The sequence below is a fragment of the Lachnoclostridium sp. An138 genome, assembly GCF_002160765.1.
Taxonomy (GTDB): Bacteria; Bacillota; Clostridia; order Lachnospirales; family Lachnospiraceae; genus Laedolimicola; species Laedolimicola faecalis.
Map to the genome: position 1 here is coordinate 1 of NZ_NFLF01000007.1, position 23,521 is coordinate 23,521.

20 protein-coding genes are annotated in these 23,521 nt (G+C 50.9%); 1 reads left to right on the forward strand and 19 read right to left on the reverse strand.

Annotated features, from left to right (window positions below; genetic code table 11):
• Nucleotides 1-151: 151 nt before the first annotated feature.
• The 12 genes from rpmF to B5E82_RS07615 all read right to left on the reverse strand — a co-directional run bounded on the left by rpmF (nucleotide 152) and on the right by B5E82_RS07615 (nucleotide 14,376).
• Nucleotides 152-334, reverse strand: coding sequence for a 50S ribosomal protein L32 (gene rpmF / locus B5E82_RS07560; RefSeq protein ID WP_087306963.1), 183 nt, complete (start codon nucleotides 332-334; stop codon nucleotides 152-154).
• A gap of 14 nt (nucleotides 335-348) precedes the next feature.
• The gene (locus tag B5E82_RS07565) at nucleotides 349-870 is read right to left on the reverse strand and encodes a YceD family protein (protein ID WP_087306964.1); all 522 of its coding nucleotides are present in this window, start codon (nucleotides 868-870) and stop codon (nucleotides 349-351) included.
• A gap of 71 nt (nucleotides 871-941) precedes the next feature.
• Nucleotides 942-2,135, reverse strand: coding sequence for an acetate/propionate family kinase (locus B5E82_RS07570; RefSeq protein WP_087306965.1), 1,194 nt, complete (start codon nucleotides 2,133-2,135; stop codon nucleotides 942-944).
• A 246-nt stretch (nucleotides 2,136-2,381) separates the two neighbouring features.
• Nucleotides 2,382-2,948, reverse strand: coding sequence for a PduL/EutD family phosphate acyltransferase (locus tag B5E82_RS07575; protein WP_087306966.1), 567 nt, complete (start codon nucleotides 2,946-2,948; stop codon nucleotides 2,382-2,384).
• 261 nt (nucleotides 2,949-3,209) lie between these two features.
• The gene (locus B5E82_RS07580; RefSeq protein WP_087306967.1) at nucleotides 3,210-4,271 is read right to left on the reverse strand and encodes a lactonase family protein; all 1,062 of its coding nucleotides are present in this window, start codon (nucleotides 4,269-4,271) and stop codon (nucleotides 3,210-3,212) included.
• A gap of 12 nt (nucleotides 4,272-4,283) precedes the next feature.
• On the reverse strand, nucleotides 4,284-5,570 hold the full coding sequence (hemL, locus tag B5E82_RS07585; protein WP_087306968.1) for a glutamate-1-semialdehyde 2,1-aminomutase: 1,287 nt from the start codon (nucleotides 5,568-5,570) through the stop codon (nucleotides 4,284-4,286).
• The gene (gene hemB / locus B5E82_RS07590; protein ID WP_206415649.1) at nucleotides 5,570-6,553 is read right to left on the reverse strand and encodes a porphobilinogen synthase; all 984 of its coding nucleotides are present in this window, start codon (nucleotides 6,551-6,553) and stop codon (nucleotides 5,570-5,572) included. The genes hemL and hemB overlap by 1 nt, the downstream gene beginning before the upstream one ends.
• On the reverse strand, nucleotides 6,553-7,038 hold the full coding sequence (locus B5E82_RS07595) for a precorrin-2 dehydrogenase/sirohydrochlorin ferrochelatase family protein (RefSeq protein WP_162610733.1): 486 nt from the start codon (nucleotides 7,036-7,038) through the stop codon (nucleotides 6,553-6,555). Before B5E82_RS07595 ends, hemB begins: the two co-directional genes overlap by 1 nt.
• Nucleotides 7,035-7,511 (reverse strand): YbaK/EbsC family protein, encoded by a 477-nt coding sequence (locus B5E82_RS07600; RefSeq protein ID WP_087306970.1) that lies wholly within the window; start codon nucleotides 7,509-7,511, stop codon nucleotides 7,035-7,037. Before B5E82_RS07600 ends, B5E82_RS07595 begins: the two co-directional genes overlap by 4 nt.
• 38 nt (nucleotides 7,512-7,549) lie before the next feature.
• A complete protein-coding gene (locus B5E82_RS07605) occupies nucleotides 7,550-9,244 on the reverse strand; it encodes a molecular chaperone HscC (RefSeq protein ID WP_087306971.1) in 1,695 nt (564 codons plus the stop codon).
• A gap of 28 nt (nucleotides 9,245-9,272) precedes the next feature.
• Nucleotides 9,273-12,659, reverse strand: a complete 3,387-nt coding sequence (locus B5E82_RS07610) for a tetratricopeptide repeat protein (RefSeq protein WP_162610734.1) — start codon at nucleotides 12,657-12,659, stop codon at nucleotides 9,273-9,275.
• A gap of 295 nt (nucleotides 12,660-12,954) precedes the next feature.
• Nucleotides 12,955-14,376 carry a spore germination protein gene (locus B5E82_RS07615; protein WP_087306973.1) on the reverse strand — a complete coding sequence of 474 codons (1,422 nt, stop codon included), beginning with the start codon at nucleotides 14,374-14,376 and terminating at the stop codon, nucleotides 12,955-12,957.
• 196 nt (nucleotides 14,377-14,572) lie between these two features.
• On the opposite strand from B5E82_RS07615, the gene B5E82_RS07620 reads away from it, so the two are divergent.
• Nucleotides 14,573-15,388, forward strand: a complete 816-nt coding sequence (locus B5E82_RS07620) for a Cof-type HAD-IIB family hydrolase (RefSeq protein ID WP_162610735.1) — start codon at nucleotides 14,573-14,575, stop codon at nucleotides 15,386-15,388.
• Nucleotides 15,389-15,513: 125 nt separating this feature from the next.
• Here B5E82_RS07620 and B5E82_RS07625 read toward each other — a convergent pair whose 3' ends face one another.
• The 7 genes from B5E82_RS07625 to B5E82_RS07655 all read right to left on the reverse strand — a co-directional run bounded on the left by B5E82_RS07625 (nucleotide 15,514) and on the right by B5E82_RS07655 (nucleotide 23,413).
• Entirely contained in the window at nucleotides 15,514-17,169 is a 1,656-nt protein-coding gene (locus tag B5E82_RS07625; RefSeq protein WP_087306975.1) for an ABC transporter permease, read from the reverse strand.
• Nucleotides 17,159-18,244 carry an ABC transporter ATP-binding protein gene (locus B5E82_RS07630; protein WP_087306976.1) on the reverse strand — a complete coding sequence of 362 codons (1,086 nt, stop codon included), beginning with the start codon at nucleotides 18,242-18,244 and terminating at the stop codon, nucleotides 17,159-17,161. Before B5E82_RS07630 ends, B5E82_RS07625 begins: the two co-directional genes overlap by 11 nt.
• Before the next feature lie 31 nt (nucleotides 18,245-18,275).
• Complete coding sequence (locus B5E82_RS07635; protein WP_087306977.1) at nucleotides 18,276-19,352, reverse strand: ABC transporter substrate-binding protein; 1,077 nt, start codon at nucleotides 19,350-19,352, stop codon at nucleotides 18,276-18,278.
• 170 nt (nucleotides 19,353-19,522) lie between these two features.
• Entirely contained in the window at nucleotides 19,523-20,290 is a 768-nt protein-coding gene (locus B5E82_RS07640) for a response regulator transcription factor (RefSeq protein ID WP_087306978.1), read from the reverse strand.
• The gene (locus B5E82_RS07645) at nucleotides 20,283-21,974 is read right to left on the reverse strand and encodes a sensor histidine kinase (RefSeq protein WP_087306979.1); all 1,692 of its coding nucleotides are present in this window, start codon (nucleotides 21,972-21,974) and stop codon (nucleotides 20,283-20,285) included. Before B5E82_RS07645 ends, B5E82_RS07640 begins: the two co-directional genes overlap by 8 nt.
• 75 nt (nucleotides 21,975-22,049) lie before the next feature.
• Nucleotides 22,050-22,529, reverse strand: coding sequence for a DUF1307 domain-containing protein (locus B5E82_RS07650; RefSeq protein ID WP_087306980.1), 480 nt, complete (start codon nucleotides 22,527-22,529; stop codon nucleotides 22,050-22,052).
• A gap of 122 nt (nucleotides 22,530-22,651) precedes the next feature.
• On the reverse strand, nucleotides 22,652-23,413 hold the full coding sequence (locus tag B5E82_RS07655) for an AIM24 family protein (RefSeq protein WP_087306981.1): 762 nt from the start codon (nucleotides 23,411-23,413) through the stop codon (nucleotides 22,652-22,654).
• Nucleotides 23,414-23,521 lie beyond the last annotated feature (108 nt).

A 23,521-nucleotide genomic window follows, 5' to 3' on the forward strand; every position in this document is an offset into this window, starting at 1 on the left:
CTTCCTGATAATTTCGACTTTTTCTTCTGCATTTAATTTACTTTTTTGCGACATAGAATTGCTCCCTTTATGATTACAGTTTATTTTTTTCACTGTCTCTCATAAAGGGAGCATATCATGTTCATGTTCTGCTTCTTTCTTTATAACCGGCTTAGTTTTCTACAGAGATAATCTCTTTTTTGTTGTAGCTTCCGCAGGCTTTGCAAACTCTATGCGGCATCATCAGCTCACCGCACTTGCTGCACTTTACAAGATTCATCGTGCTCATCTTCCAGTTTGCTCTTCTCTTATCTCTTCTTCCCTTGGAAGATTTATTCTTAGGACAAATAGACACAGGTTCCACCTCCTCTAATTACTGTTCTTAAATATCTCGGCTATGACCGCCATTCTCGGGTCCAACTCCACTGTATCACAGCCGCAGTCTCCTTCATTCAGGTTCCTGCCGCATTTTCTGCAGATTCCTCTGCAGTCCTCTCTGCACAGCGTCTTCATGGGCCAGTTGACCAGAAGCTCACCGTACACAAGCTTTTCTGTGTCCAGGTTGTACCCAATGATAAAATCGGTTTCGTCCAGATCTTCGATTCTGCCCTCTGCAGTCTGCTGCATATCCACCTCTCTGGATATCGAAAGGGAAATCAGCGTCTCCACATCAGTCAGACAGCGGTCACAGGGAATCACCGTCTTAAGCTTCGTGCTGCCTTCAATCAACAGCTTGTCTTTGCCGAGATTCGTAAGCGTCAGCGCAAGCGGTTCTTCCTCTGACAGGGGGAAGTGTCCCAAGTCTGTATCAAAAGACTTAAGCTCCGTCTCCACTGTCTTTTTTACCACTTTTCCATCACAGGACAAAACATCTGTCAGATTGATCAGCATAGTTCTCTCCTAATGCACACTAGGCCATTATACTCACTGCAAGGAGGTTTGTCAAGTAAAAAATATTTACTTTACTGTACCAGACGAAGAGTTTCTCTTGCGATAGCCAGCTCCTCGTTGGTGGGAAGGATCATTACCTTCACCTTGGAGTTCTCAGTGGAAATCATGCGCAGCTGTCCGCGGCAGTCATTTGCCTCGTCGTCAATCTCCACACCCAGGTATCCCAGGTAATCGCAGATGGCTTTCCGTCTGATCTTGTCATTCTCGCCTACGCCGGCAGTGAATGCGATGGCGTCCACGCCGTTCATGGCTGCCGTATAAGCGCCGATGTACTTCGCTACACGGTATACAAAGGCCTCCAGAGCTACCTCCGCCAGATGATTGCCCTGCTCAGCCGCCTTCTCCACGTCACGGAAGTCGCTGGAAACTCCGCCGCTCATGCCGAGAATACCGGATTTCTTATTCAGAATATTCAGCATCTCATTGACATCCTTGCCCTCCTTGTTGCAGATAAACTGCAGGATAGCCGGATCAAGATCGCCGCTTCTGGTTCCCATGATCAGACCCTCCAATGGAGTAAGTCCCATGGAAGTATCCACGCACTTGCCGCCGATAGATGCGGAAATGCTGGCGCCGTTGCCCAGGTGGCATACGATTACACGGCCCTTCTCCGGATCAAGTCCTGCGAACTTGATTGCTTCTCCGGATACAAACATATGGCTGGTTCCGTGGAAGCCGTAGCGGCGGATGCTGTATTTCTCATAATACTCATGCGGAATCGCATAAAGATATGCTTTTTCCGGCATGGACATACCGAAGGTCGTATCAAATACGGCTACATTCGGAACGCCCGGCATCGTCTCCTCACAGGCTTCGATACCCATCAGGTTCGCCGGATTGTGAAGCGGTCCAAGAGCAAAACACTCGCGGATGGTAGCTTTTACATCCTTGTTTACTTTGATAGATTCGGTAAACTTGATGCCGCCGTGCAGTACACGATGTCCTACTGCGGAGATCTCGCTGGTATCCTTGATTACGCCGTACTCCGGATCTACCAGAGCCTTCATAACCAGGGCAATCGCCTCTGTATGCTTCGGCATGGGCTCTTCCACTACCAGTTCTTTGCCATTTGCCTTATGGGTCAGCTTGGAACCTTCGATTCCGATTCTCTCGCAGAGACCCTTTGCCATTACGCTCTCATTATCCATATCAATCAGCTGATATTTCAGAGAGGAGCTTCCGCAGTTTAATACTAAAATTTTCATATCTGTGTGTTCCCTTTCCCTTTATTACATTTCTACGCCGGATTCCGGCGCGTCTGAATCTCCGCAGTGCCGGCTCGCAGGCAGAGCCTGCGGGCGCACGGGCGTTCGCCCTATCGTACGGACAGCATCCCGTCATGAGCGTAAGCAGGCTTACGCTCATGGTCTCCTGCTGCCCGTACGGCACTGCTCATCACCCCCCAGGGGGCCCTCTCTTGGCCTTTCGGCCAATTCGCCTTGCCTTCGCGTCTATTTTACGATCTCGCCGTATACCTCTCCCGCGCAGCCTGCAGCGTTGGACTCGTCTGTGTCAATGTGCATAGCCAGCGCGTACTTGGGGCTTACACGTACTACTACATCGCCGAAAATCAGACTTCTTCCGTCTGTATCAATCTTTACAGATACGATATCCTTGTCCTTCACGCCCATCTTCTCTGCATCTTCGGGTGTCGCATGGATATGGCGCTTCGCTGCGATCACGCCTTCCTTCAGCTCTACCTCTCCTGCAGGTCCTACCAGCTTACATGCGCCGCTGCCTGCCACATCGCCGGACTCACGGATGGGAGCCACAACGCCGATGGAACGTGCGTCTGTCAGAGACAGTTCAATCTGAGTCTCCGGACGAACCGGTCCAAGGATAGAAGCCATCATTTCTTTCTTGGTTCCTACAATCTTTACCTTCTCGTTGCAGGCAAACTGACCCGGCTGGGACAGATCTTTTTTCTTTGTCAGCTCATAACCCTTGCCGAACAGAGTCTCCAGATCCTCCTGGGTTACGTGTACGTGACGTGCAGATGTTTCAACGATGAATTTCATGATACATTCTCCTTTTCTATGTAGTACTGTTTCACAAATCCGGTTCCTGAATCTGGTTTTGGATTTTACAATCCCCCCAGAGAGGAACACGGTCTTATTTACATTTTATGTGCTTTCCTCCGGTTTTTCAAGCCCTGTACCCAAAAACTTTGTACTTTTCTTGGTACAAAGAAGGCCCGGGCCGGCCCGCGCGGGGCAAAGGCGCGGGCAAGGCACTTTTAAGCGCCCTTCCCGTGCTTTTTTCCGCTTTTCTCCTGCTGTTTAATGCTGGCCGTACACCTCGGAAACCAGAATGCAGTTAGGCGTCTCAATGGGTATCGGACGGCCCTTCATGGTAAAATATTTCTTATCATAATGCACTTCAAAAATCGTAATCGTATTGCTTTCATGGTTCAAAGACATAATGTGCCTGTTGTCCGGGAAGAAGTCAATGGCCTTCGGATAATCTCCGCTGATGGGAAGGATACAGATTTTCTCCAGCAGGCCGGTCTCCAGATCCACATGGAAAAGACCTGCCGTATTGTCCCCCGCGTTCGTACAGAGCACTTTTGTGCCATCCTTGGAAAACCGCAGCGCGCAGGCCGCGCTGGTGGCCGAGTGATACTCATTCAGCGTAGGCACCTTCTGAATCAGCTCAAAGGACGGGTTCTTGCCGCTTCCGTCATAGCTGTATACGGTAATATAATTCTTCAGCTCGCTGATAACATAGGCGAACCGCCCGTCCCGGCTGAACTTGATAATGCGCGGGGCAGACTCCAACTCGCAGAACAGCAGATCGAAAAGCGCAATCTTTCCGGTTCTGTGGTCGAACCTGTATATCTTGATCTGGTCGGTTCCCAAATCGACAGCACAGAGATACTTTCCGTCCGGCGTCAGGTTGACGCAGTTCACATGGGGACGGAAATTGCGCTCCGCCACGCTTCCAAGGCCCTTATGAAAGATTTCATCTGTCATTCTTCCCACAGTTCCGTCTTCATTCAGGCGCATAACCGTCACCTTGCCGTCATGCCAGCCGGCCACAAACAGATACTGGTCATCCTTATCTGTAGAGAGATAGCAGCCTCTCATTCCCTCGATGCTGGCGCAGTTTAAGGGCTCCAGATCTCCGTCCGGGAGCACGGTAAAAGAACGTACGCCCTCGTCCGCGATGGAATACAGGAATCTTCCGTTATGAGACATTTTGATGTAGGATGGATTGTTGATGGGAATCACCTTGCGTTCTGTCATCCCGCCGTTTTCCACGTCCAGGTCAAACAGATGAATTCCCACGCTGCTTCCGTGCGTGTAGGTTCCCACATAAGCTACATACTTCTTCTCGTCCATACTGTCCTCCTTTTAGCTCTGACTCTGCTTCAGATAGTTTTGAAATGTCTCCAGCACCTGCCGCAGCTCTTCCTCTGTCATAGCCGCCGACAGGAACATGGCCTCAAACTGGGAAGGCGCAAGATAGACACCCTGCCTCAGCATATAGGAAAAATATTCTGCAAACGCCTTGGTATCAGACGTCTTCGCCTGGGCATAATTGGACACGGGCTCCTTCGTAAAGAAAATACAGCCAAGCGAACCGATATGGTTGATCTGCCAGGGCTTCCCCGCTTCCCGGAGAACCTTTTTCATTTCCTCAAAGAATACGTCACCCGTATGGTTCAGATCCTCATAAAAGTCCGGCGTGTCCCTCAGGAGGCGAAGCTGGGCCAGGCCCGCCGCCATGGCTACCGGATTGCCGCTTAAGGTCCCCGCCTGGTAAACAGGGCCGCAGGGCGCAATGAGCTCCATCACGTCTTTCCGGCCGCCGTAGGCTCCCACCGGCATGCCTCCTCCGATGATCTTTCCAAAGGTCGTCAGATCCGGCCGGATTCCGAAATATCCCTGGGCGCCGGCCAGGCTTAAGCGGAAGCCGGTGATGACCTCATCAAAAATCAGCAGGCTTCCATAGGTATCGCAGATTTTCCGCAGACCTTCCAGAAAGCCTTTTTCCGGAAGCACTACGCCCATATTGGCCGCCACAGGCTCCACGATCACAGCCGCGATCTCTGATCCGAAGGCCGCAAAGAGATCCTCCACACTCTTCAAATCGTTATAGACGGCCGTGAGCGTATCCCGGGTGCAGCCCTCCGGAACGCCCGTGCTGTCGGGAATTCCGCCCGTCATGACGCCGGAGCCCGCTTTTACCAGCATGGAATCGCTGTGGCCGTGATAGCAGCCTGCGAATTTCACGATCTTGCTGCGTCCTGTGAAGCCTCTTGCGGCGCGGATAGCGCTCATTACCGCCTCTGTGCCGGAATTGACCATACGGACCATCTCAATGGAAGGAACCAGGCTGCAGATCAGCTCTGCCATCTCCACTTCCCGCTCTGTGGCCGCGCCGAAGCTTAACCCCTCCTGACAGGCCTCCAGCACCGCCTCCAGCACCGCCGGATGATTGTGCCCCAGAATCATCGGCCCCCAGGAGCCCACAAAATCCAGATATGTATTTCCGTCCACATCCGTCATATGCGCGCCCTTTGCCGAGGCAATAAAACGGGGCGTCTCCCCTACCGATCCGAAGGCACGCACCGGCGAATTCACGCCTCCGGGAATCACCTTCACCGCCTCGGAAAACAGCATTTCTGATCTCGTCATTATCCGATTCTCCCTTCATCCATAAAGCCTGCAATCTCTTTTGCGAAATAGGTCAGATACAGATCCACGCCGGCCCGGTAAGCGCTGGCCGCCGTCTCACAGATGATAGAAGCCTCATCCACATAACCCTGGGACCCTGCCGCCTTGATCATGGCGTATTCTCCGCTTACACTGTAGGCCGCCACGGGCAGAACCGTATTTTCCTTTACCTCAGATACCACGTCCAGATAACTCATAGCCGGCTTTACCATAATGATATCGGCGCCCTCTTCCACATCCAGGAGCGCCTCTTTTACAGCCTCCCGCCGGTTATGGTAATCCATCTGATAGGATTTCCGGTCACCGAAGGCCGGAGCGCTTCCCGCCGCGTCCCGGAAGGGACCATAAAAGGCGGACGCATATTTCACCGCATAGGACATAATCGGAGTCTCCAGATATCCGTTCTCATCCAGCAGAGCGCGGATCGCCGCCACTCGGCCGTCCATCATGTCGGAAGGAGCTACCATGTCGGCTCCCGCCTGCACCTGGGACAAAGCGATCTTTGCCAGATACTCCAGGGTCTTGTCATTGTCCACATAGTCGCCTCTTAAAATTCCGCAGTGGCCATGGGAGGTATATTCACACATACAGACATCTCCGATGCAGTAGAGATCCGGAAACTGCTTCTTTGCCTCCCGGAAGGCTTTCTGTACGATGCCGTCCTCCGCGTAGGCTCCGCTCCCCTTCTCATCCTTATGATCGGGAATCCCAAAAAACATTACGCTTCCCACACCTGCCTTTACCACTTCCTCCAGGGCATAGGGAAGCCGGTCGATGCTGTAGCGGTACTGTCCGGGCATGGTGGGGATCTCTTCCTTTATGCCCGTTCCCTCCTTTACAAACAGCGGATAAATCAGGGAACTTTTATCCATCCTGGTCTCCCGGACCATTTTCCTTAAAGCTCCGCCCTTTCGTAAGCGTCTGGGTCTGATACTCATTTCCATCATGAATGTTCTGCCTCTCTTTCTCTCTGTGACAGCAGCTCTCTTATCTGCTCTGTCACTTCTTTCGCAAGTCTGTGATCCTTTCCCTCCGCCGTGACACCGGCCACGATGCCGGCTCCGGAAGCGATTCCCGGAAAATAGAAATCACACTTTTCCCTGTCATCTGACAGATTTACCGGTACGCCAAGCGTTCTGCACTCCTGCCGGACCGCCTCATTTACCTCTCTGTCGTCCGTGGCCGCCAGCACGAATACCGCATCCTCCAGCAGTCCGGGGAGTCCCGGGGCATAAGCTCCTTTCCGCCAGACCAGCCGTCCCTTCTCCGCCAGCTTCCGGACCTCTTCGGAAGCCTCCGGCGCAAGCACTGTAATCTGTGCCCCAAAATTCAATAAGGTGCGGATTCTGCGGGAAGCTATGGTTCCCGCTCCGATGACTGTAATCTTTTTCTTCTCCAGATCGATAAACAGGGGAAAATACCGGCTCATGCTTCCTGCCATCCCTTGCAGACGTCGATCCATTCCTTTGCATGGGAATACTTTTCCAGCTCTTCCATGGAAAGCTCGATGGCGCTGTTAGCGCTTCCCGCTGCCGGAAATACGGTGTCAAACCGCCTCAGGGACTCGTCCAGATAGACCGTGACGCTCTCCAGCACTCCAAAGGGGCACACGCCGCCGATGGCATGGCCGATCAGCTCCGTGACCTCATCGCCTTTGAGCATCTGGGCCTTTTTGTGGAACTTCGCCTTATATTTGGTATTGTCCACCTTGGCGTCTCCTGCCGCCACAATCAGAATCGGTGCATCCTCCACCTTAAAGGAAAGGGTCTTTGCGATTCTGGCCGGCTCACAGCCCACAGCCTGAGCCGCAAGCTCCACCGTCGCGCTGGAAGTGTCGAATTCCAGAATCCGGTTTTCCATTCCATACCCGCGGAAATAATTCCGCACCACTTCAATTGACATTTCTCCATAACCTCCTCTGTCTTTGTGTAAAGATCCGCTTACAGATCTTCCTCTTCTATTTCTTTCAAAGCCTCTTTCAGGGCTTCTCTTCCCTCTTCTATCTTTCCCCGGTCCCGGGTATCCAGGATTTCCTCAAAATTTCGGATCTGTATATCCAGATATCTGCGCACATCTCCCATGCTTTCCTCGTACATGCGTTCCGCGCGCAGCAGCAGAAGCCGGTTCTCCTCCTGATCCCTCGGATGAATCTTCAGATAGGAGAGCTCCTTCATACGCTCCGCGATCTCTTCATCCGTCATCTCGTTTTCCTGGCTCTTGATGATCTGCTTCTTCACCTCTCCTGTGGAAAGCACCTTGACCTCCACCTCCAGAATGGAATTGATGTCATAGGTGTAGGTCACATCCACAGCCTCCTCGCCGGCCCGGTTCTTCGGCACATTCACCGTGAGTTCTCCAAGCAGAAGGTTGTTGGCCGCGAAACGGCTTTCCCCCTGAAGAATGTTGATCGTGAGCTTCGTCTGGTCATCCCGGATTGTATAAAAGCGCTCAGTCCGGCTGGCCGGAATCACTGTATTGCGCTCAATGATCGGGCAGTAATGACCCGATTCGAAGCGGCCGCCTCCCCGGTCTATGGTCACCTCCGTACCCAGCGTGAAGGAGCATACATCCGTGAGAATCACTTCCTTCACAGCAGCGTTCCGCTCCTTCATAGCCGCCTGAATGGCTGCTCCAAGAGCCACTGCTTCATCGGGATGAACTGAAGTATCCGGGAACTTTCGAAACAGCTTAATAATGAAATTTTTTACCACCGGAAGGCGGGTAGCTCCTCCCACCAGTACAACCACATCGATATCCGAAAGCTTGATATGAGCGTCGGAAAGGCTTCTCTGCACGGGCTTGCGGATCTTTTCCAGCAGGGGCTCGCACTGCTCCTCATACTCTTTCAGGGTAATCTCCAGCTTTTCTTCCTTTCCATCGATCAGACAGGAAAATTCACTGCGGGTATTTTCTGTGAAACCAAGCTTGCAGCTTTCCGCCGCTTTATGTACCAGCCCTCTGGTCTTCGCGTCCAGCCTGTCCGGATCAATTCCTTTTTTCTGCAGAAACAGCTTTTCCAGCACTCCGGTGAAGTCTTCGCCGCCCAGATAGTTATCCCCGGCTACAGCCCGCACCTCCAGAATATTCTGAAAAAGCTCCAGAATGGAGACATCAAAGGTTCCTCCTCCCAGATCAAAGACTAAAAACCTGGTATTTCTTGTCTTTTCATACAGACCGTAGGCGATGGCCGCCGCCGTAGGCTCGCTGATGATGCGTTCCACTTTAAGTCCGGCCAGTTCTCCGGCCCGCTTCGTGGCCTTGCGCCGCTTATCGTCAAAATACGCAGGCACACTGATGACAGCCTCTGTCACCGGCACTCCCAGATATTCTTCCGCGTCCTCTTTCAGAGAGCGGAGCACAAAAGAAGAAAGCTCCTCCGCCGTAAACTGCTTTTTTCCCAGGTCAAACTTCTTCGCGCTTCCCATACTCCGCTTAAATACGGAAGCCGCGCTTCCCGGATAGAGAAGCCCCCGCTCTCTGGCAGTCTCTCCCACATAAATCTGCCCTTCCTCATCCATACTGACCACAGAAGGCGTCAGATGCTTTCCCAGACGGTTGGGGATAATCTTTGGCCCATCCTCCCCATAATATGCCGCCAGGCTGTTCGTAGTTCCCAAATCAATTCCTATTATCATGCCCTTGCTTCCTTTGCTGTCTTTCCTCTTACCAGCGCCTTTTCAGCCGCTTTGTAAGAGCCTCCACCTTCGAGAGGCTCAAATGATTTCCTTTAGATTCCCTGCAGGCTTCCCGAAAACAGTTCAGCGCTTCCGGCAGGTTTCCTTCCGCCTCCATGAGAAAGCCCTTTGCCTCCCAGTAATCCTCGCAGATCTGATAATTGCAGTGTCTGCAGCGGGGCGCGTCCCCTATCTGTTCAAAATATTTTCTCGCGTTCTTCAGATCCCCCGCATAGTAGAACAGGGTGCCCACCTCATAAAGCCTGCTTTTTCTGATATAATAATTTTCCAGATATTTTTCCAGGCTGCCATACTGGGAACGGATAGCGTCAAAGGCTTTCTGCTGGTAAACAGCTGCCTCCTGCTGTCTGCCGAGAGCGGCCAGACATTCCATCACATCCCGGCAGGCACGGATATATCCGTCGCTGTCCGGTTCTTCCATATCCAGCACTTTCTGATACATCTCCAGCGCCTTTTTCGGCTTTTTCTTATAGTAAAACAGAATTCCGGCCAGATGTCCCCAGGCCTCCTTCTTACATTCCTGATTGCTGCTCTTCATATCGATTACACAGGTGAAGGAGGAGACCGCCTTATCATACTTCTTCATCTGAGCATATATCTGGCCTTCCTCCAGCAGATACCGGGGAGTTCCCTTGTCATAGCATCCTTCCGCCATATAAAGAGCCAAATCGTACTGCTCCAGCTTTTTACAGACCCTGAGCAGATCTCTCCGCAGCCCGCGGTTGTCCGGAAAGAGCTTCAGAGCTCTTCTGTACCATTCTGCCGCCCGCTCCAGCTCCCCGATGCGCTCACAGCAATTTCCCATATTTCCATAGGCAATCAGCGTCTCCGGCTTGTCTCCCATGACCTCGATAGACTTTTTAAATAGCTCCATGGCCTGTTCATATTTCTCCTGGTATTTGTAAACACAGCCCCAGTTATTGTAGGCATAGGTATTCTTCGGCTCCAGCTCAGCCGCTTTCTGAAAATCCGCCTCCGCCTTATCCCAGACACCGGCTTCCATATGGAGAAGCCCCCGCTCAATATAATAGTAGGCCTCTGGCACCAGCTCCAACTGCCGGTCCGCATAGGGCAGCGCGTCTCTGTAAAATTCCAGATCGCCCGTCTCTGTCAGCCGTTCTGTATAGATATCTACAATATCTCCGTTGATCCGCTGATTTTCCGGATTCAGTTTCAATGCTTTTTTATAGTAGTATACAGCCTTCTTCCAGTTTCCCATATTTTCGCAGCAGCGGGCCAGGTTTTCATAAACCATTTCGTTGTCCCCGTATTCCCGGACGCAGACAAGATATTCCTCTTCCGCCTCCTCAAACCGCCTCAGATCCGAAAGCGTATTGGCGCGAATCCAATGGTAAAGCTTGTCCTGATGGTATTCCAGAGCCTTTTCAATATACTCCAGGGCTTTCTTCTGCATGTCAATTCCCCGGCAGCACCGGGCCATTTCATACATCAGCTCCGCCCTGTTCTCATCTGACACCTGGTCCGCCTGCTCCTGAAATTTACGTTCCAGTTCCCTGCATTTGTCATACGCCTCACGAATCTGCTGCTCTTCCTGCGCGGATTCCCGCAGAATCGTAAGTTCCAGCAGATCCAGCTTTGGACTTGACACTCCAGCTTCTTCTGCCTGATTCAGAATTCCTTTCGCGTCCTCATACTGACTGTACCGGATAAATACGTCCGCCGCCAGCTCGTAGATCGGGGCATACCCCTGCCAAATGGTCTTTGCCTGGTAGAAATCGTCCACAACTCCCTGTCCGTTATACAGCTCAAAAGCGCATTTCTGGCGCAGCACATAAGCGTAAAAGTCCTCTCTGTCATCTCCGATCATCTCATCGCAGACAGCAGAAGCCTCTTCATATTTCTCCTGATCCATCAGAAGCTGTATCTTTTCAATCCTGTGGTTCCTGTTCCCCGGCTCATTCTGAAGCGCCTCATCCACAGCCTCCACAGCCTGTCTGAAATACTCTTCTTTTTCCTTCCTGTCTCCGCTTTCCCGGGCCAGCACATGAAAAGATTTGGCGATGATATCGCAGGCGCCTGCAATGCGTCCCGGAATCTTCGCTGTCTCCTTTCCCCTTTCCTCCTCTGCCGCCTCTTCCTCTCTGGCCGCAGCTTCCTCACGGATACAGGAAATACACCTGCGCGCCTCCGCCGCCGCGTCCTGATAACGGCGCTCCACAAAACAGCATTTGGAAAGCAGATTGTGATATTCTCCTTCTTCGCCGCTTCCCACAGTCCGTCCTTCCAGAAGCTGTACTCCCTTGCCGGCCTCCTCGTTCTGCAGATAACACCAGCCCAGTTCAAGAATATCCCGTTCCGAAGCGGAGCCCTCTTTCAGGAGCGCCTCATACATCCGGATCAGCTCCCGGTTGATGCCGCGCATACACTCCAGCAGAGCTTCCTCCTGAGAACTGAGCCGCAGGGCTTCCACACAGTATTTCTTTGCCGTCTCAAATTCTCCCCTGGCCTGATAATGCATGGCCAGGTATTTGTTTGCCATATAATGATCCGGCATTTCCTCCAAAACCAGCTCAAAGCACCGGACAGAAGCCTCTTCATCCCCCGCCGTCCAGAGAATCTCCCCACCGAATACATTCAGCCGCAGATCCCGGGCGAAATTCTCCAGCAGCCCGCGGACAAGTTCCGCTCCCTCCTGCGCCCGGCCCGCATTCTTCTCATATCTGGCCTGCTCCAGAATCAGATAGGGATGCCGGATGGGCATGGCAGAAAGCGTCTCAAGGGTATGAGCCGCTCCTTCCGTATCCTGGCTGTCATTCTGACGGCAGAGTTCATAATAATGATAAAGAAAGGTATCGTAATCTGCCGTGTCCTCTCCCTTAAACCATTCATAGGGAAAATCGTCATCGCTCTGACACTGACGCACCACAAAATCTATGAAATTGGGCGGAAACTTTTCCCGGAGCTCCGCCTGCTCCTCCTGAAGCTGAAAAGTCTTGTCGATCAGCTTCCAGATCTCCGTCTTAATCCGATAGTTTTCTGCCAGAAAAGCAAGCAGGGCGTCTCTGGCCTCCAGGCCTGTATCCAGCGCCAGGCAGACCTCCTCCTCCAGAAGCTCCTTCCAGCACTCCGGATCAGTTCTTCTGCGGAGAGACACATATACGTCCTTCACTTTCGCCATCCACTTTTCTACTGGTGTCCGCGGCTCCTTCTCCTCCTCGTCCGGGCGGTCTGCATAAGCATTTGCCGTCTCATAGGCCTCCCTGAGTCTTTTAAAACCTTCCGGATCATCCTCCGGGTTCGTCTTTACAAGAAGACGGCGGTACGCATCCCGAATAACGCCCTTATCCTTTGTCTTCTCTATCTCCAATACTGAAAAGCTGATCGTCTCGTCCATAGTCTCTCCTCTTTGCGGCACCGCTTCATTCGTGCTTTGGCCAGGCAGTCCGCGCCGCCCGGCGGCAGTTGTCCATACTGGGTATAAGTATACCACAAAGTTTTCCTCTTGTGAACTCATCCTCACACAAAATGGCTGACACTCATCCGGACACAAAATGCGGAAGCCTGTAAGCCAGGTGTAAAAGTACGGTAGTCTTCCGGCCACAGATACAAAAGCTCCCAGAGCACTGGAAAAGCCCTTTCCCGGTCCGCGGCCCGCTGCCGTTTTCCGAAAAAGGACTTTTCTTTTCTGCTTATTTTCCTTCCGTCTCTTCTTTCAGCCTCAGCCGCAGAAACCGCTTCTTCAGCTGATTCAGATTCAGCGGAAACAGGGGATAAATGTAACTTTTTCCCGCAATGGTTTTATTTCCGGCAATGGCTGCCAGCGTCAGCGCAAAGCCGGCGATATAGCCCCACAGGCCAAAAAGGGACGTCAGCACCAGCATAATCAGACGCATGAACTTCAGCGCATAACTCAGCTCGTAGCTGGACTGGGTGTAGTTGGCAATGGCTACAAAAGCCATATACATCATGATTTCCGCGTTGAACCAGCCTGAATCCACTGTAAACTGTCCCAGAACGATGCCGGCTGTCACGCTTAAGGGCGTACTGAGCATGCTGGGAGTATTGATGGCCGCCAGCCGCATACCGTCGATGGCCAGCTCCAGGATCAGGAACTGCCAGACAATGGGCACGTTGACCGGCTCCTTAATCTGGATAAAGGCCAGCCATTCCGGAACCCACTGAGGGTTCTGGAACAGCAGAAGAAAAGTAGGAGTCAGAAGCAGTGTGATAATCGCGATCAGGAATCTGGTCAGGCGCAGATAGGACCCGGTAACCGGCGGGAAATAATAATCGTCCGCTTCTTCCACAATGTCAAACACGGATGTGGGCACAATCATGGCCTGGGGAGAGTTATCTACCAGCACCACGATATTGCCCTCCAGAATTGCGGCAGACGCCGCGTCCGGCCGTTCGGTAAACTTGAATTTCGGGAAGGGATTGACCCATTTTCTCTCATAAATACACTCCGCCAGACTTTCCTGGTTCATAGTCAGGGAATCCAGCTTGATGGTATTGATCCTTCCCCGCAGTTCCCGCAGAAGCTTCCGGTCCACCCGGTTTTCCATGTAGCAGAGCACAATATCCGTCTGGGAAGTCTTTCCGGCCGTCAGAATCTCCATGGTCAGCTTCGGGCTTCGGATTCTGCGGCGGATCAGAGCCGTGTTGAAAACCAGAGTTTCCACAAAACCATCCTTGGAGCCGCGCAGTGCCTTGTCCTTGGAAGGTTCGTCCACGCTCCGCATGGGGTAGGAACGGCAGTCCAGACCGATGCAGGCGTCATAACCGTCTATCAGAAGACAGGTAACTCCGGAAAGGAGATTTTTTATCAAATCATCCTGTTCCGTTATCACTGATACCTCCACATATGGAACCACATGATCTACCATCTGCCGGGCTGTCTCCGGCATCTCCTCCGGCTTCAGCTTATAGAAAAACTCCAAAAGTTTTTCCATAATCGCCTCCTCCAGAAATCCATCGATAAAATAAATGCAGGCATCCCGGCCGGCAACCCGGATTCCTTTCCGGATAATATCAAAATTTGTGTCCAGGTTCAGAATTTCATTGAGCTTTGACACATTTTCATTATAACTTAAAGACAGCTTTTCTCCCATTTTTTCCAGGTACCTCCTCGCATTCAGCTTAGCGTTGGCGCGCCAAAGGACAAGACAGTCCCTTGTACCCCGGCGCTACTGGTAGTATTGGAAAAAAGAACAAATTCTATACTTCCCCTGCGGGCAGAATGCGTGTTATAATGATGCAGGACATGAACAAAATATTCAAATCATACTTATGAGGAGTATTGCTGATATGGAAAAAAAGATTCTGTTTATCGACCTGGACGGAACCCTGCTGACAGACACCAAGGAGATCACGCAGGAAAACTTAAGGGCCATTCAGAAAGCCACAGAACTGGGCCATGCCATAGTCGTAACCACGGGAAGGCCTCTTTACAGTACAGTACGGCAGGTGGAAAAGCTGGGACTTACCAAGCCCGGCTGCTATGCCATCACGTCCAACGGCGCTCTGATTTATAACTCTCATACAAAGAAAACTATTTTTCAGACTGGAGTTCCCCGGGCCTGCCTGCGGGAAGCCTTTGACGAAGCCGTCCGATTCGGCATTCATCCACAGACCTATTCCGCCACCGGCGTGCTCTGTGAAAAGGATTGCCCGGAAATGCAGTATTATGCCAAATCCAATGTGATCAACTATGAAGTGGTAGAGGACGTGACAAAGGTACTGGATTTCGACCCCATCAAGATCCTGTTTGTGGATCTGAAGGACCGGAGCCGTCTGGAGCGCTTCCGGGAGCACATGAAGGATTTCAGTGAAAGATTTCATCTGGACATGTTCTTTTCCTGCGACCAGTACCTGGAATTCCTGCCGGAAGGAATCAATAAGGGCAGCGGCATCCGCTTCCTCTGCGATTATCTGAACATTCCTCTTGACAATACGCTGGCCGCCGGAGACGCGGAAAATGACATCACCATGCTGCAGACAGTAAAGCTGCCCTGTGTCATGAAGAACGCCCGCCCGGAAATGTACGCTTATGGCGCCTATATCACTGAGCATGACAACAATCATTCCGGAATCGCTGAAATTATTGAGAAATTTATGCTGTAAGGCCAAAAGCCACAGCCGCAAAAGAGGACATCACCCTAAGGCAGTGACGCCGGGTGATGTCCTCTTCTTCTTATTTTTCTATGTACCGGAACAATTCTGTTCCTTCTTTCACACATCGTTTTCTGCTACAGGCTCAGATCATTTCCTCCGTTCAGTTTATTGAACAACAGCAGCGATATCACAGTCAGAACCGTCATAATCGTAGAAAGAGCCGCCGCAGTTCCGTAGTTTCCGCGGATAACCTCTGTATAGATAGCGATGGTCAGGGTCTTTGTCCTGCCTGTATACAGGATGATTGCCGTGGACAGCTCGCTTATCATGGTCACCCAGCTGAGAATAGCTCCGGATACGATTCCGGCTGTCATCATCGGCACGGTGATTCGGAAAAAGGCCTTCATTTTCGAAGCTCCCAGGGAGATAGCCGCCTCTTCAATGCTCATGGGAATCTGCTGCAGGATAGCCACCGAAGACCGTATGGTATAGGGCAGACGGCGGATCACCAGGGCGATGACCATAATCAGCATGGTTCCGCTGATGAGAAGCGGAGGCTTGTTAAATCCAAGAAGCAAAGCGATTCCAAGTACGGTTCCCGGAATAATGTAGGGAATCATGGACAGGATGTCCACCACACCTGTGAGCGTATTTCTTCTTCTGACTACCAGGTAGGCAATCAGAATCGCCATAAGAATAATCGCCACCAGCGCAATCAGCGGGATGATGATCGTGTTCTGAATACTCTTTCCCAGTTTGCTGAATGCCGTCACATAGCTGTCCAGAGAATAGCCTTCCACAAAGATTTTTCCTTCTGTATTCTTGAAGGAGGTATAAATTACATAGATCTGGGGCAGAACCGCGATTCCCACCACCAGATAGGAAAACAGATGCACCAGGAAGCTCGTCACTCCCCTGGGTTTCCTCTCCTCCATCGGATGGAGGGCATTCAGGGAGAAGGATTTCCGGTTGGATACATATTTCTGTACCAGAAATACCAGCGTCGTAATAATAATGGCGATGACCGCGATCGCCGCCGCGAACCCGTCGCTTCCGCCGACCTCATTGATAAATTCCGTATACAGAATGACCGGGAAGGTACGGTATCCCTCTCCTATCAACATCGGCGTACCAAAGTCTGCGAAGGATCGCATGAATACCAGAAGGGCCGCGGCCAAAAGCGTAGGCATAATCAGCGGGACCACCACTTTCAGAAAGCAGCGTACGCCAGAGCAGCCCAGGTTCTTGGATGCCTCAATCAGAGAATTGTCGATGTTCTTGAGAGCTCCCCTCGCATACAGGAATACCAGCGGAAACAACTGAAGGGTCATAACCAGCACAATTCCCCAGAAGCCGTAAATCGTCGGCGTGGAAATTCCAAGCTTCGCAAAGAATTCCGTAATCACACCGCTTCTTCCAAGCAGCAGTATCCAGGAGTATGCGCCGATAAACGGAGCTGACATGGATGCCACTACAATCAGAATGCTCAAAAGCGATTTTCCTTTGATTTTAAAAATCGAAAACAGATAAGCCAGCGGCGTACCAACCAGAATAGAAATCACAGTCGCCGCAATGGATACCTTAAAGCTGTTGAACAGGGTGTCAAAATAATAACTCTTGGAAAAGAACTTGGCAAAGTTCGCCCAAGTAAAGGCTCCTGTCTCCGCGTCCCACACAGACTGACGAATCAGATAACCCATGGGGTAAATCATAAACACCAGGTACAGCGCAATCATAGCCAGGGTGATAAAGCCCCATACATCCAGCCGGAACTTGTTATTATTTTTCATAAGCCTCACTCCTTACCAGATTGACATTTCCGGCCTTGTCAAAGATATTCACTTTTTCCCGCTTAATCTTCAGCAGGACGGGCTGTCCCTCCTTCAGATCATCCTCAATGGAGGATTCCTCCACGATTTCTACCGTATCTCCTTCATCTGTGTCAATATAATAGTGGGTATTCAACCCCAGATAAGTACACTCTTTTACTGTTCCGCGGATTCCTTCCGTCCCATCCTTGCAGATAATGAACTCCTCGGGCCGGATGGAACACTGCACCTCCTGGTCCTCCGCTTTTTCCAGGGCCGGAATTCTCTCCCGGTATCCGTCTGCGAAGATCAGTTCGCCGTCCTGGATTCTTGCGGAAATCAGATTGGTTCTTCCGATAAAGGTCGCCACAAATACATTTTTCGGTCTCTGATAAATCTCTCTGGGCCGTCCGATATGCTGGATCACGCCCGCGTTCATCACCGCAATCTTATCGCTGATAGCCATGGCCTCTTCCTGGTCATGGGTCACATATACGGTAGTGATGCCCACGCTCTTCTGCGTATGACGGATGACGCTGCGCATCTCAAGACGAAGCTTTGCGTCCAGGTTGGACAGGGGCTCGTCCATCAGAAGCACATCCGGCGTGATGACCAGAGCTCTTGCCAGGGCTATTCTCTGCTGCTGCCCGCCAGAAAGCTGGCTGGGCATGCGGTCCGCGTACTCCATGATCTGCATCAGATTCAGAAATTCATCTGTCTTATTCCGAATGGTCTGCTTGTCCATCTTTCTGTTTTTCAGTCCGAACGCTACGTTGTCCCGCACAGAAAGATTTGGGAAGATGGCATAGTTCTGAAACACCATGCCGATATTCCGCTTGCTGGGGTCCATATCGTTAATGCGCGTGTCATTAAAAAAGATATCTCCGCCTTCAATGGAATTGAAGCCTGCAATCATGCGAAGCAGAGTCGTTTTCCCACAGCCTGACGGGCCGAGGAGGGTAAACAGCTCTCCATCGCCGATCTCTGCGCTCAGATTGGGAATTACGGTATTTTCACCATATTTTTTCACAGCGTTTTTTATTGAAATCTTACTCATTTTCCCCTCCACGGCCTGACGGCGCTGTCTGTTATCTGCTCTGAAGATCCGTAAAGATCTCGGTGTATCTGTCTACCAGTTCCTGTTTGTGAGAACTTACATAAGGAATGTCCTCTTCGATGACATAAATGTCAGACATGGGAGTCATGAATTCACTGGTAGCAGCGTCCTTGAGAACCGGACGGTTGGTCAGTGTGCTTCCCCAGATATTCTGCACTTCCTCACTCAGGATGAAATCGATGAACAGCTTCGCGTTGTCCATATTCTTCGCGTTCTTGATAATAGTAGCGGATGCGGGAAGGAATACGGTGCCCTCTTCCATGTACACGATTTCCACAGGCGCTCCGTCCTTTACCAGCTGCGCGCAGGGGTCCTCATAGGACAGACCTACCACATATTCTCCATCGGCAACTCCTTTGTAAACAGAGGAAGAGCTCTCGCAGATCTTTCCGTCGATATTCTCAAACAGATCTCTTACATACTGCCATGCTCCTTCGTCCTCATAGCCGCCCATGGCGAGAAGCATGTTGGTCAGATGAGCAAACGCGGAAGAAGAATTTGCCGGATCTGCCGTCGCAATCTTTCCTTTCAGTTCCGGATTCAGCAGATCCTCATATCCATTAATCTCAATGTCTCCAATCAGATCCGTGTTCACAATCAGAACGCTTCCATCCAGCACGTTGCCGGTGATAAAGCCGCAGGTGTTCTTGTAGGCATCGATTACATTTTCATCATTGGGCGATACGTAGGGCTCCCAGAGCTCTTCGTTGTCGTTCATTGTAGACCAGGACCCTCCGAACAGCACATCCGCGTAAGGATCGTTCTGCTCTGACTGGATTCTCTTTACAAGCTCTCCCGTTCCTGCCTGAATGAGCTCCACATCTACGCCGTATTTTTCCTCAAAAAGCGGAATCGTCGCATTGATCAATCCCTCAGAATTGGGAGAATAAATCACAAGTTCTCCTCCGCCCACAGCCTCTTCCCCGTCAGAGGCTTCCTCTGTCTGCGCGTCACCGGAATCTGCTGTTTCCGTTCCACCGCCTCCGCAGGCTGCAAGCCCTGCAGTCATGGCAGCTGCCAGCAGTAATACCATCCATTTCTTTTTCATATCTTTCCCTCCTTAGTTAAGTTTTTTGATAATTCAATCCTAAACCATTTATTCGTTTCAAAATACCCACATTTCTGAACAAACGGAAAAAATACCGAACAAATCCTGTCCGGTATTTTTTCCTGCGCCTTCTGCAAAGAAACTCACCCGTCATTTTCCGTACCGGCTGTCTACACCATCTGCTGATATTCCCTTGCAGAGCATCCCATATATTTTTTAAACACATGATTAAAATACTTGTATTCTCCGATTCCCACTTCCCAGCCCACCTCGGAAAGGGGGCAGGCTTTCTCCCGGATCAGCTCCAGCGCCTTCTGAAGCCGGTACCGGTTCAGATACTCAATTACCGTCGTTCCCGCCGCCTTCTGGAATCTCTGGCTGATATACCGCTCAGAATAATGAAGCTCTTCCGCCAGGTCCGACAACATGATTTTATTCCGGTAATTGGCTCCAATGTAATCCAGAACGTTCTCCACCACCGGGTCCTGATAGTCTTTTTCCGTCTCCAGAAGAGAAATCTGCTTCAATTCCGATTCCTTCTGGTTTCTCTGTCTGAGATAACTGATGTTTTTGGACTCCAGAACCGCCTGCGCCAGAGCTTCCTTCATCTCATTCATATTCAAAGGCTTCAGCACGTAGCCTGACACCCCGTACCGTATAGCCTCTCTCGCATATTCAAATTCCGAATACCCGGTAAGAATCACAGCGGCATAATCATATTTCAGCTTTGTGGCCGCCAGCATGGCAAGACCGTCCATCACCGGCATGTTAATATCCGTAATAACGATATCCGGCCTGAGCTCTTCGATCTGCCTGGCCCCCTCCTCTCCATTTCCGGCTTCTCCTGCCACACAGCAGCCAAACTCCGCCCACGGAATCGAATTGCGTATTCCACAGCGGATAATTTCCTCATCCTCTACCAGCAGTACCTTATACATGTTCCCCCTCCTGAATCCACAATCGCAGTGTAACGATAAAACCTTCCCCTTCTTCACTGTCCAGCGTCAGTCCGCTGTCATGACCATATTCCAGAAAAATTCTCCGGTTAATATTCTGCAGTCCGTTGTGCGCTATATTGATCTTTCCGGAATTCAGAATACTCCGGAGAGTTTCCAGCGTAGACTGGGGCTGGCCCGGCCCATCGTCCTTTACCTCCAGAACCAGATAATTTCCGGAGATCCAGCCGCGAATCCATACGCTGATCGAGGCCTTTTTCCGGAATCCATATTTCAGGCTGTTTTCAATCAGCGGCTGCAGCAGAAGCTTCGGAATCACCACCGGACGGCATTTCTCGTCAATCTCCACCGAATACTGAAATCTGTCACCAAACCGGGTCTTCTGTATCACCAGATAATCCTCGATATACTCCATATCCTCCTGCAGGCAGGTCCGGTTCTTGGTATTGTTAATGCTGTATCTGAGGACGTGGGTAAAACGCTCGATCAGCTCGTCGGCCTTTCTGGCGTCCTGCACAATCAGATAGCGGATATTATCCAGAGTATTATAAATAAAATGCGGATTAATCTGGGCCTGCAGATTCTGAATCTCCATCCGGTTATTTACATTGACAAGATCCAGGTTTTTCTGATTCAGCTCATTGATGCTGGCCATCATTTTGTTGATCTGATCCCCGATTTCCTCCAGCTCGTCCCCTGTATCGATTTTTACCAGATGATAAGGATCTTCTTTCCGAATCGTACGGATTTCTTTTATCAGCTGACCCACAGACTGAGAAGTCTTCGCCGCCATCATATGCATCAGATGGAAAAACATTCCTGTCCACACAAGACCAAGTCCCAGAATGACTGAAAGGCCTATCAGCAGATAAGTCCTGCTCCCCGGAGTATAGACAAAGGAATAGATACAGACTCCCGGATCATCCAGATATCGGCCGCTTGTCATGTACCGGCTGTCACCGAACCACCTGTATTCTTTCTGGATGCTTCCTCTGTACTTATTGATTGCATAGCCCTCCAAAAAACTGTAATTGGAACAGTATATCACATCGGAATTGGCATTAGTCAGTATCGCATCATACTGATACTTCTGGAAATGCAGATTCCAGTCAGAAGCGTCCAGATAAAGCGCCACACTTCCGGCATACCCGTCATACCGGTATAAAGGCCGGACCAGCACATATTCCGAGGTGTCTCCTGAGAAAAAATAGACCGTACTGTAGATTGTCTTCTTCCAGGTTCTGGCGTTTTCTCCCGCCGCCCGGTTAAATTCCAGCCGGTGCAGATTCATCTCTTCCCCGGAAAAACTGGAAAACCGCACCTGTCCTTCCCGGTCAGTGACTATCAGACGGATTCCTACCAGCGCCTCCAGATTATATTTGCTTACCTGATATTTCAGTGAATTTCCTCCTGCGCCTTCCTCCATACACGCGAAAAAAATCTCTGTATTTTCCTCTGACATCAGAAATTCCTCCGAAGAATCCTGAATCGTGCGGAATGTGGCCTCAATGGCATCCAGATGCTTCTCCTGTTTCAGTTTCTGATCCAGCATAGTGATGCCCACCATCGCTACGCAGAAAAAGAAGCATCCAATCAGGATACTGAAAATAATCTGCTTGGAAGCATGCCGTTCCAGTTCTTTTTGAAATCTGCTTTTTTCTTTCATACCATCTCTTTCGTCTTTGCCTTTCAAAAAAGCCTGCCGGAATCCCGGCAGGCTGCCCTTATGGAATATCTGCTTTTATGTCTCGCTGCTTTGGTCTTCCACCAGCGTATAGCCGCTTTCCACCAGAGAAGTTCCTGACTTCTCCAGAGAAATCTCAGACGCGCCGCCATTGATCGTCAGAAGATTCTGCTCCGACAGCTGGGATATGACATCATCTTTCACGTCGATTACCACAGTCATGCTGTATACCCCGTCTGTATTATCTACCGTACATTCCACGCCGTCCACAGCCTGGTATCTCTCTGCAATCGCATCGTACTGCGCCACAAGCTCTGTCCGCCGCTCTTCGTTCACGCCGGTCATATCAAGCTTTACTTCTTCCGTTATCTGCTGTACTCTATCACCTCTGGCATCCAATGTCAGAGTATCCGTCATAACTACGCCGCCTTCCAGCTCTGCTTCCATCGTATAAGCAGCGCTCTGCTCTTTTCCGCCGCAGGCCGCCAGAGACATCATCATCACAATAAATACCACGCAACTGATAAATTTCTTCACTTTTTCACCTTCCCACTTTTAAGTTCTTAAAACAAGACAAAGAAATTTTACCATATCGGCCGGGAAAACACTACCATGAATTTCTTAAAATTTTATGAAACACTGCCTCATTTTACGCTCTGCTATCGTGCCACAGGCGCCAGAAGCACCTTTCCCGTTCCCCGGTACACGTTCACCAGTCCTTCTCCGGAGGCAGCTGAGCCCAGCAGCGTCTTTCCGGAACGCTCCACTGTGAATTCCAGGCTTCCGCTCCAGGCAATAGCCATGTTTCCATCGATTTTCAGCACGTCATTTTGGAGAGTAATCTCTATCAGTTCCTCACGGGGACTGTTGGATTCCAGGCATACCACGCCCGATCCGGTAAGGCCCAGATTAAACAGGCCCTCTCCGCCTGCTACCGCAGAAGAAAAATTGGAGCGCATTACCGCCTTATGCTTCAGCGTGGATTCACTGGCAAGAAACAGGCCGTCATCCAGAACAATAGAACCGTTCCAGTCATTTAAGTCCTCCAGGAGAATATAGCGATAGGTGGGTTCTGTCACCAGAATGCCGTCTCCGGTGTATTCCGGCTTGATGGCGGACTCACCGGTCACCTTTCCCCGCACTGCCTTGCCAAACAAATCCCCTACTCCCTTCAGGCCTGTCGTAGCGTTTACATTACCGGCAGTCCACTGCATGGCGCCCGCCTGCAGCGTAATGGACGCCTTGCTCAGATCGCAGATCACCTGACGTTTGCGTACGTTCATCTCATTGCAGTAATAGGCTGTCTGCGCGCTGGACGGACTCACACTCAAATCCCGCAGATACTCTACTACCGTAAAAGCTCCTCGGCTTTCCAGCGTCCTTACATCATCGTTGTCAGTAAAATTCCTGATCTGAAACATAATCTCCCCTCCTGATTTATCGTTTTTGATTTATCTGTGTAAACCGGGCCGGGCGGAGACAGACTGTGTTCTGTATCCGTCCGGCCCGCTTACATTCTTTCTATTCCG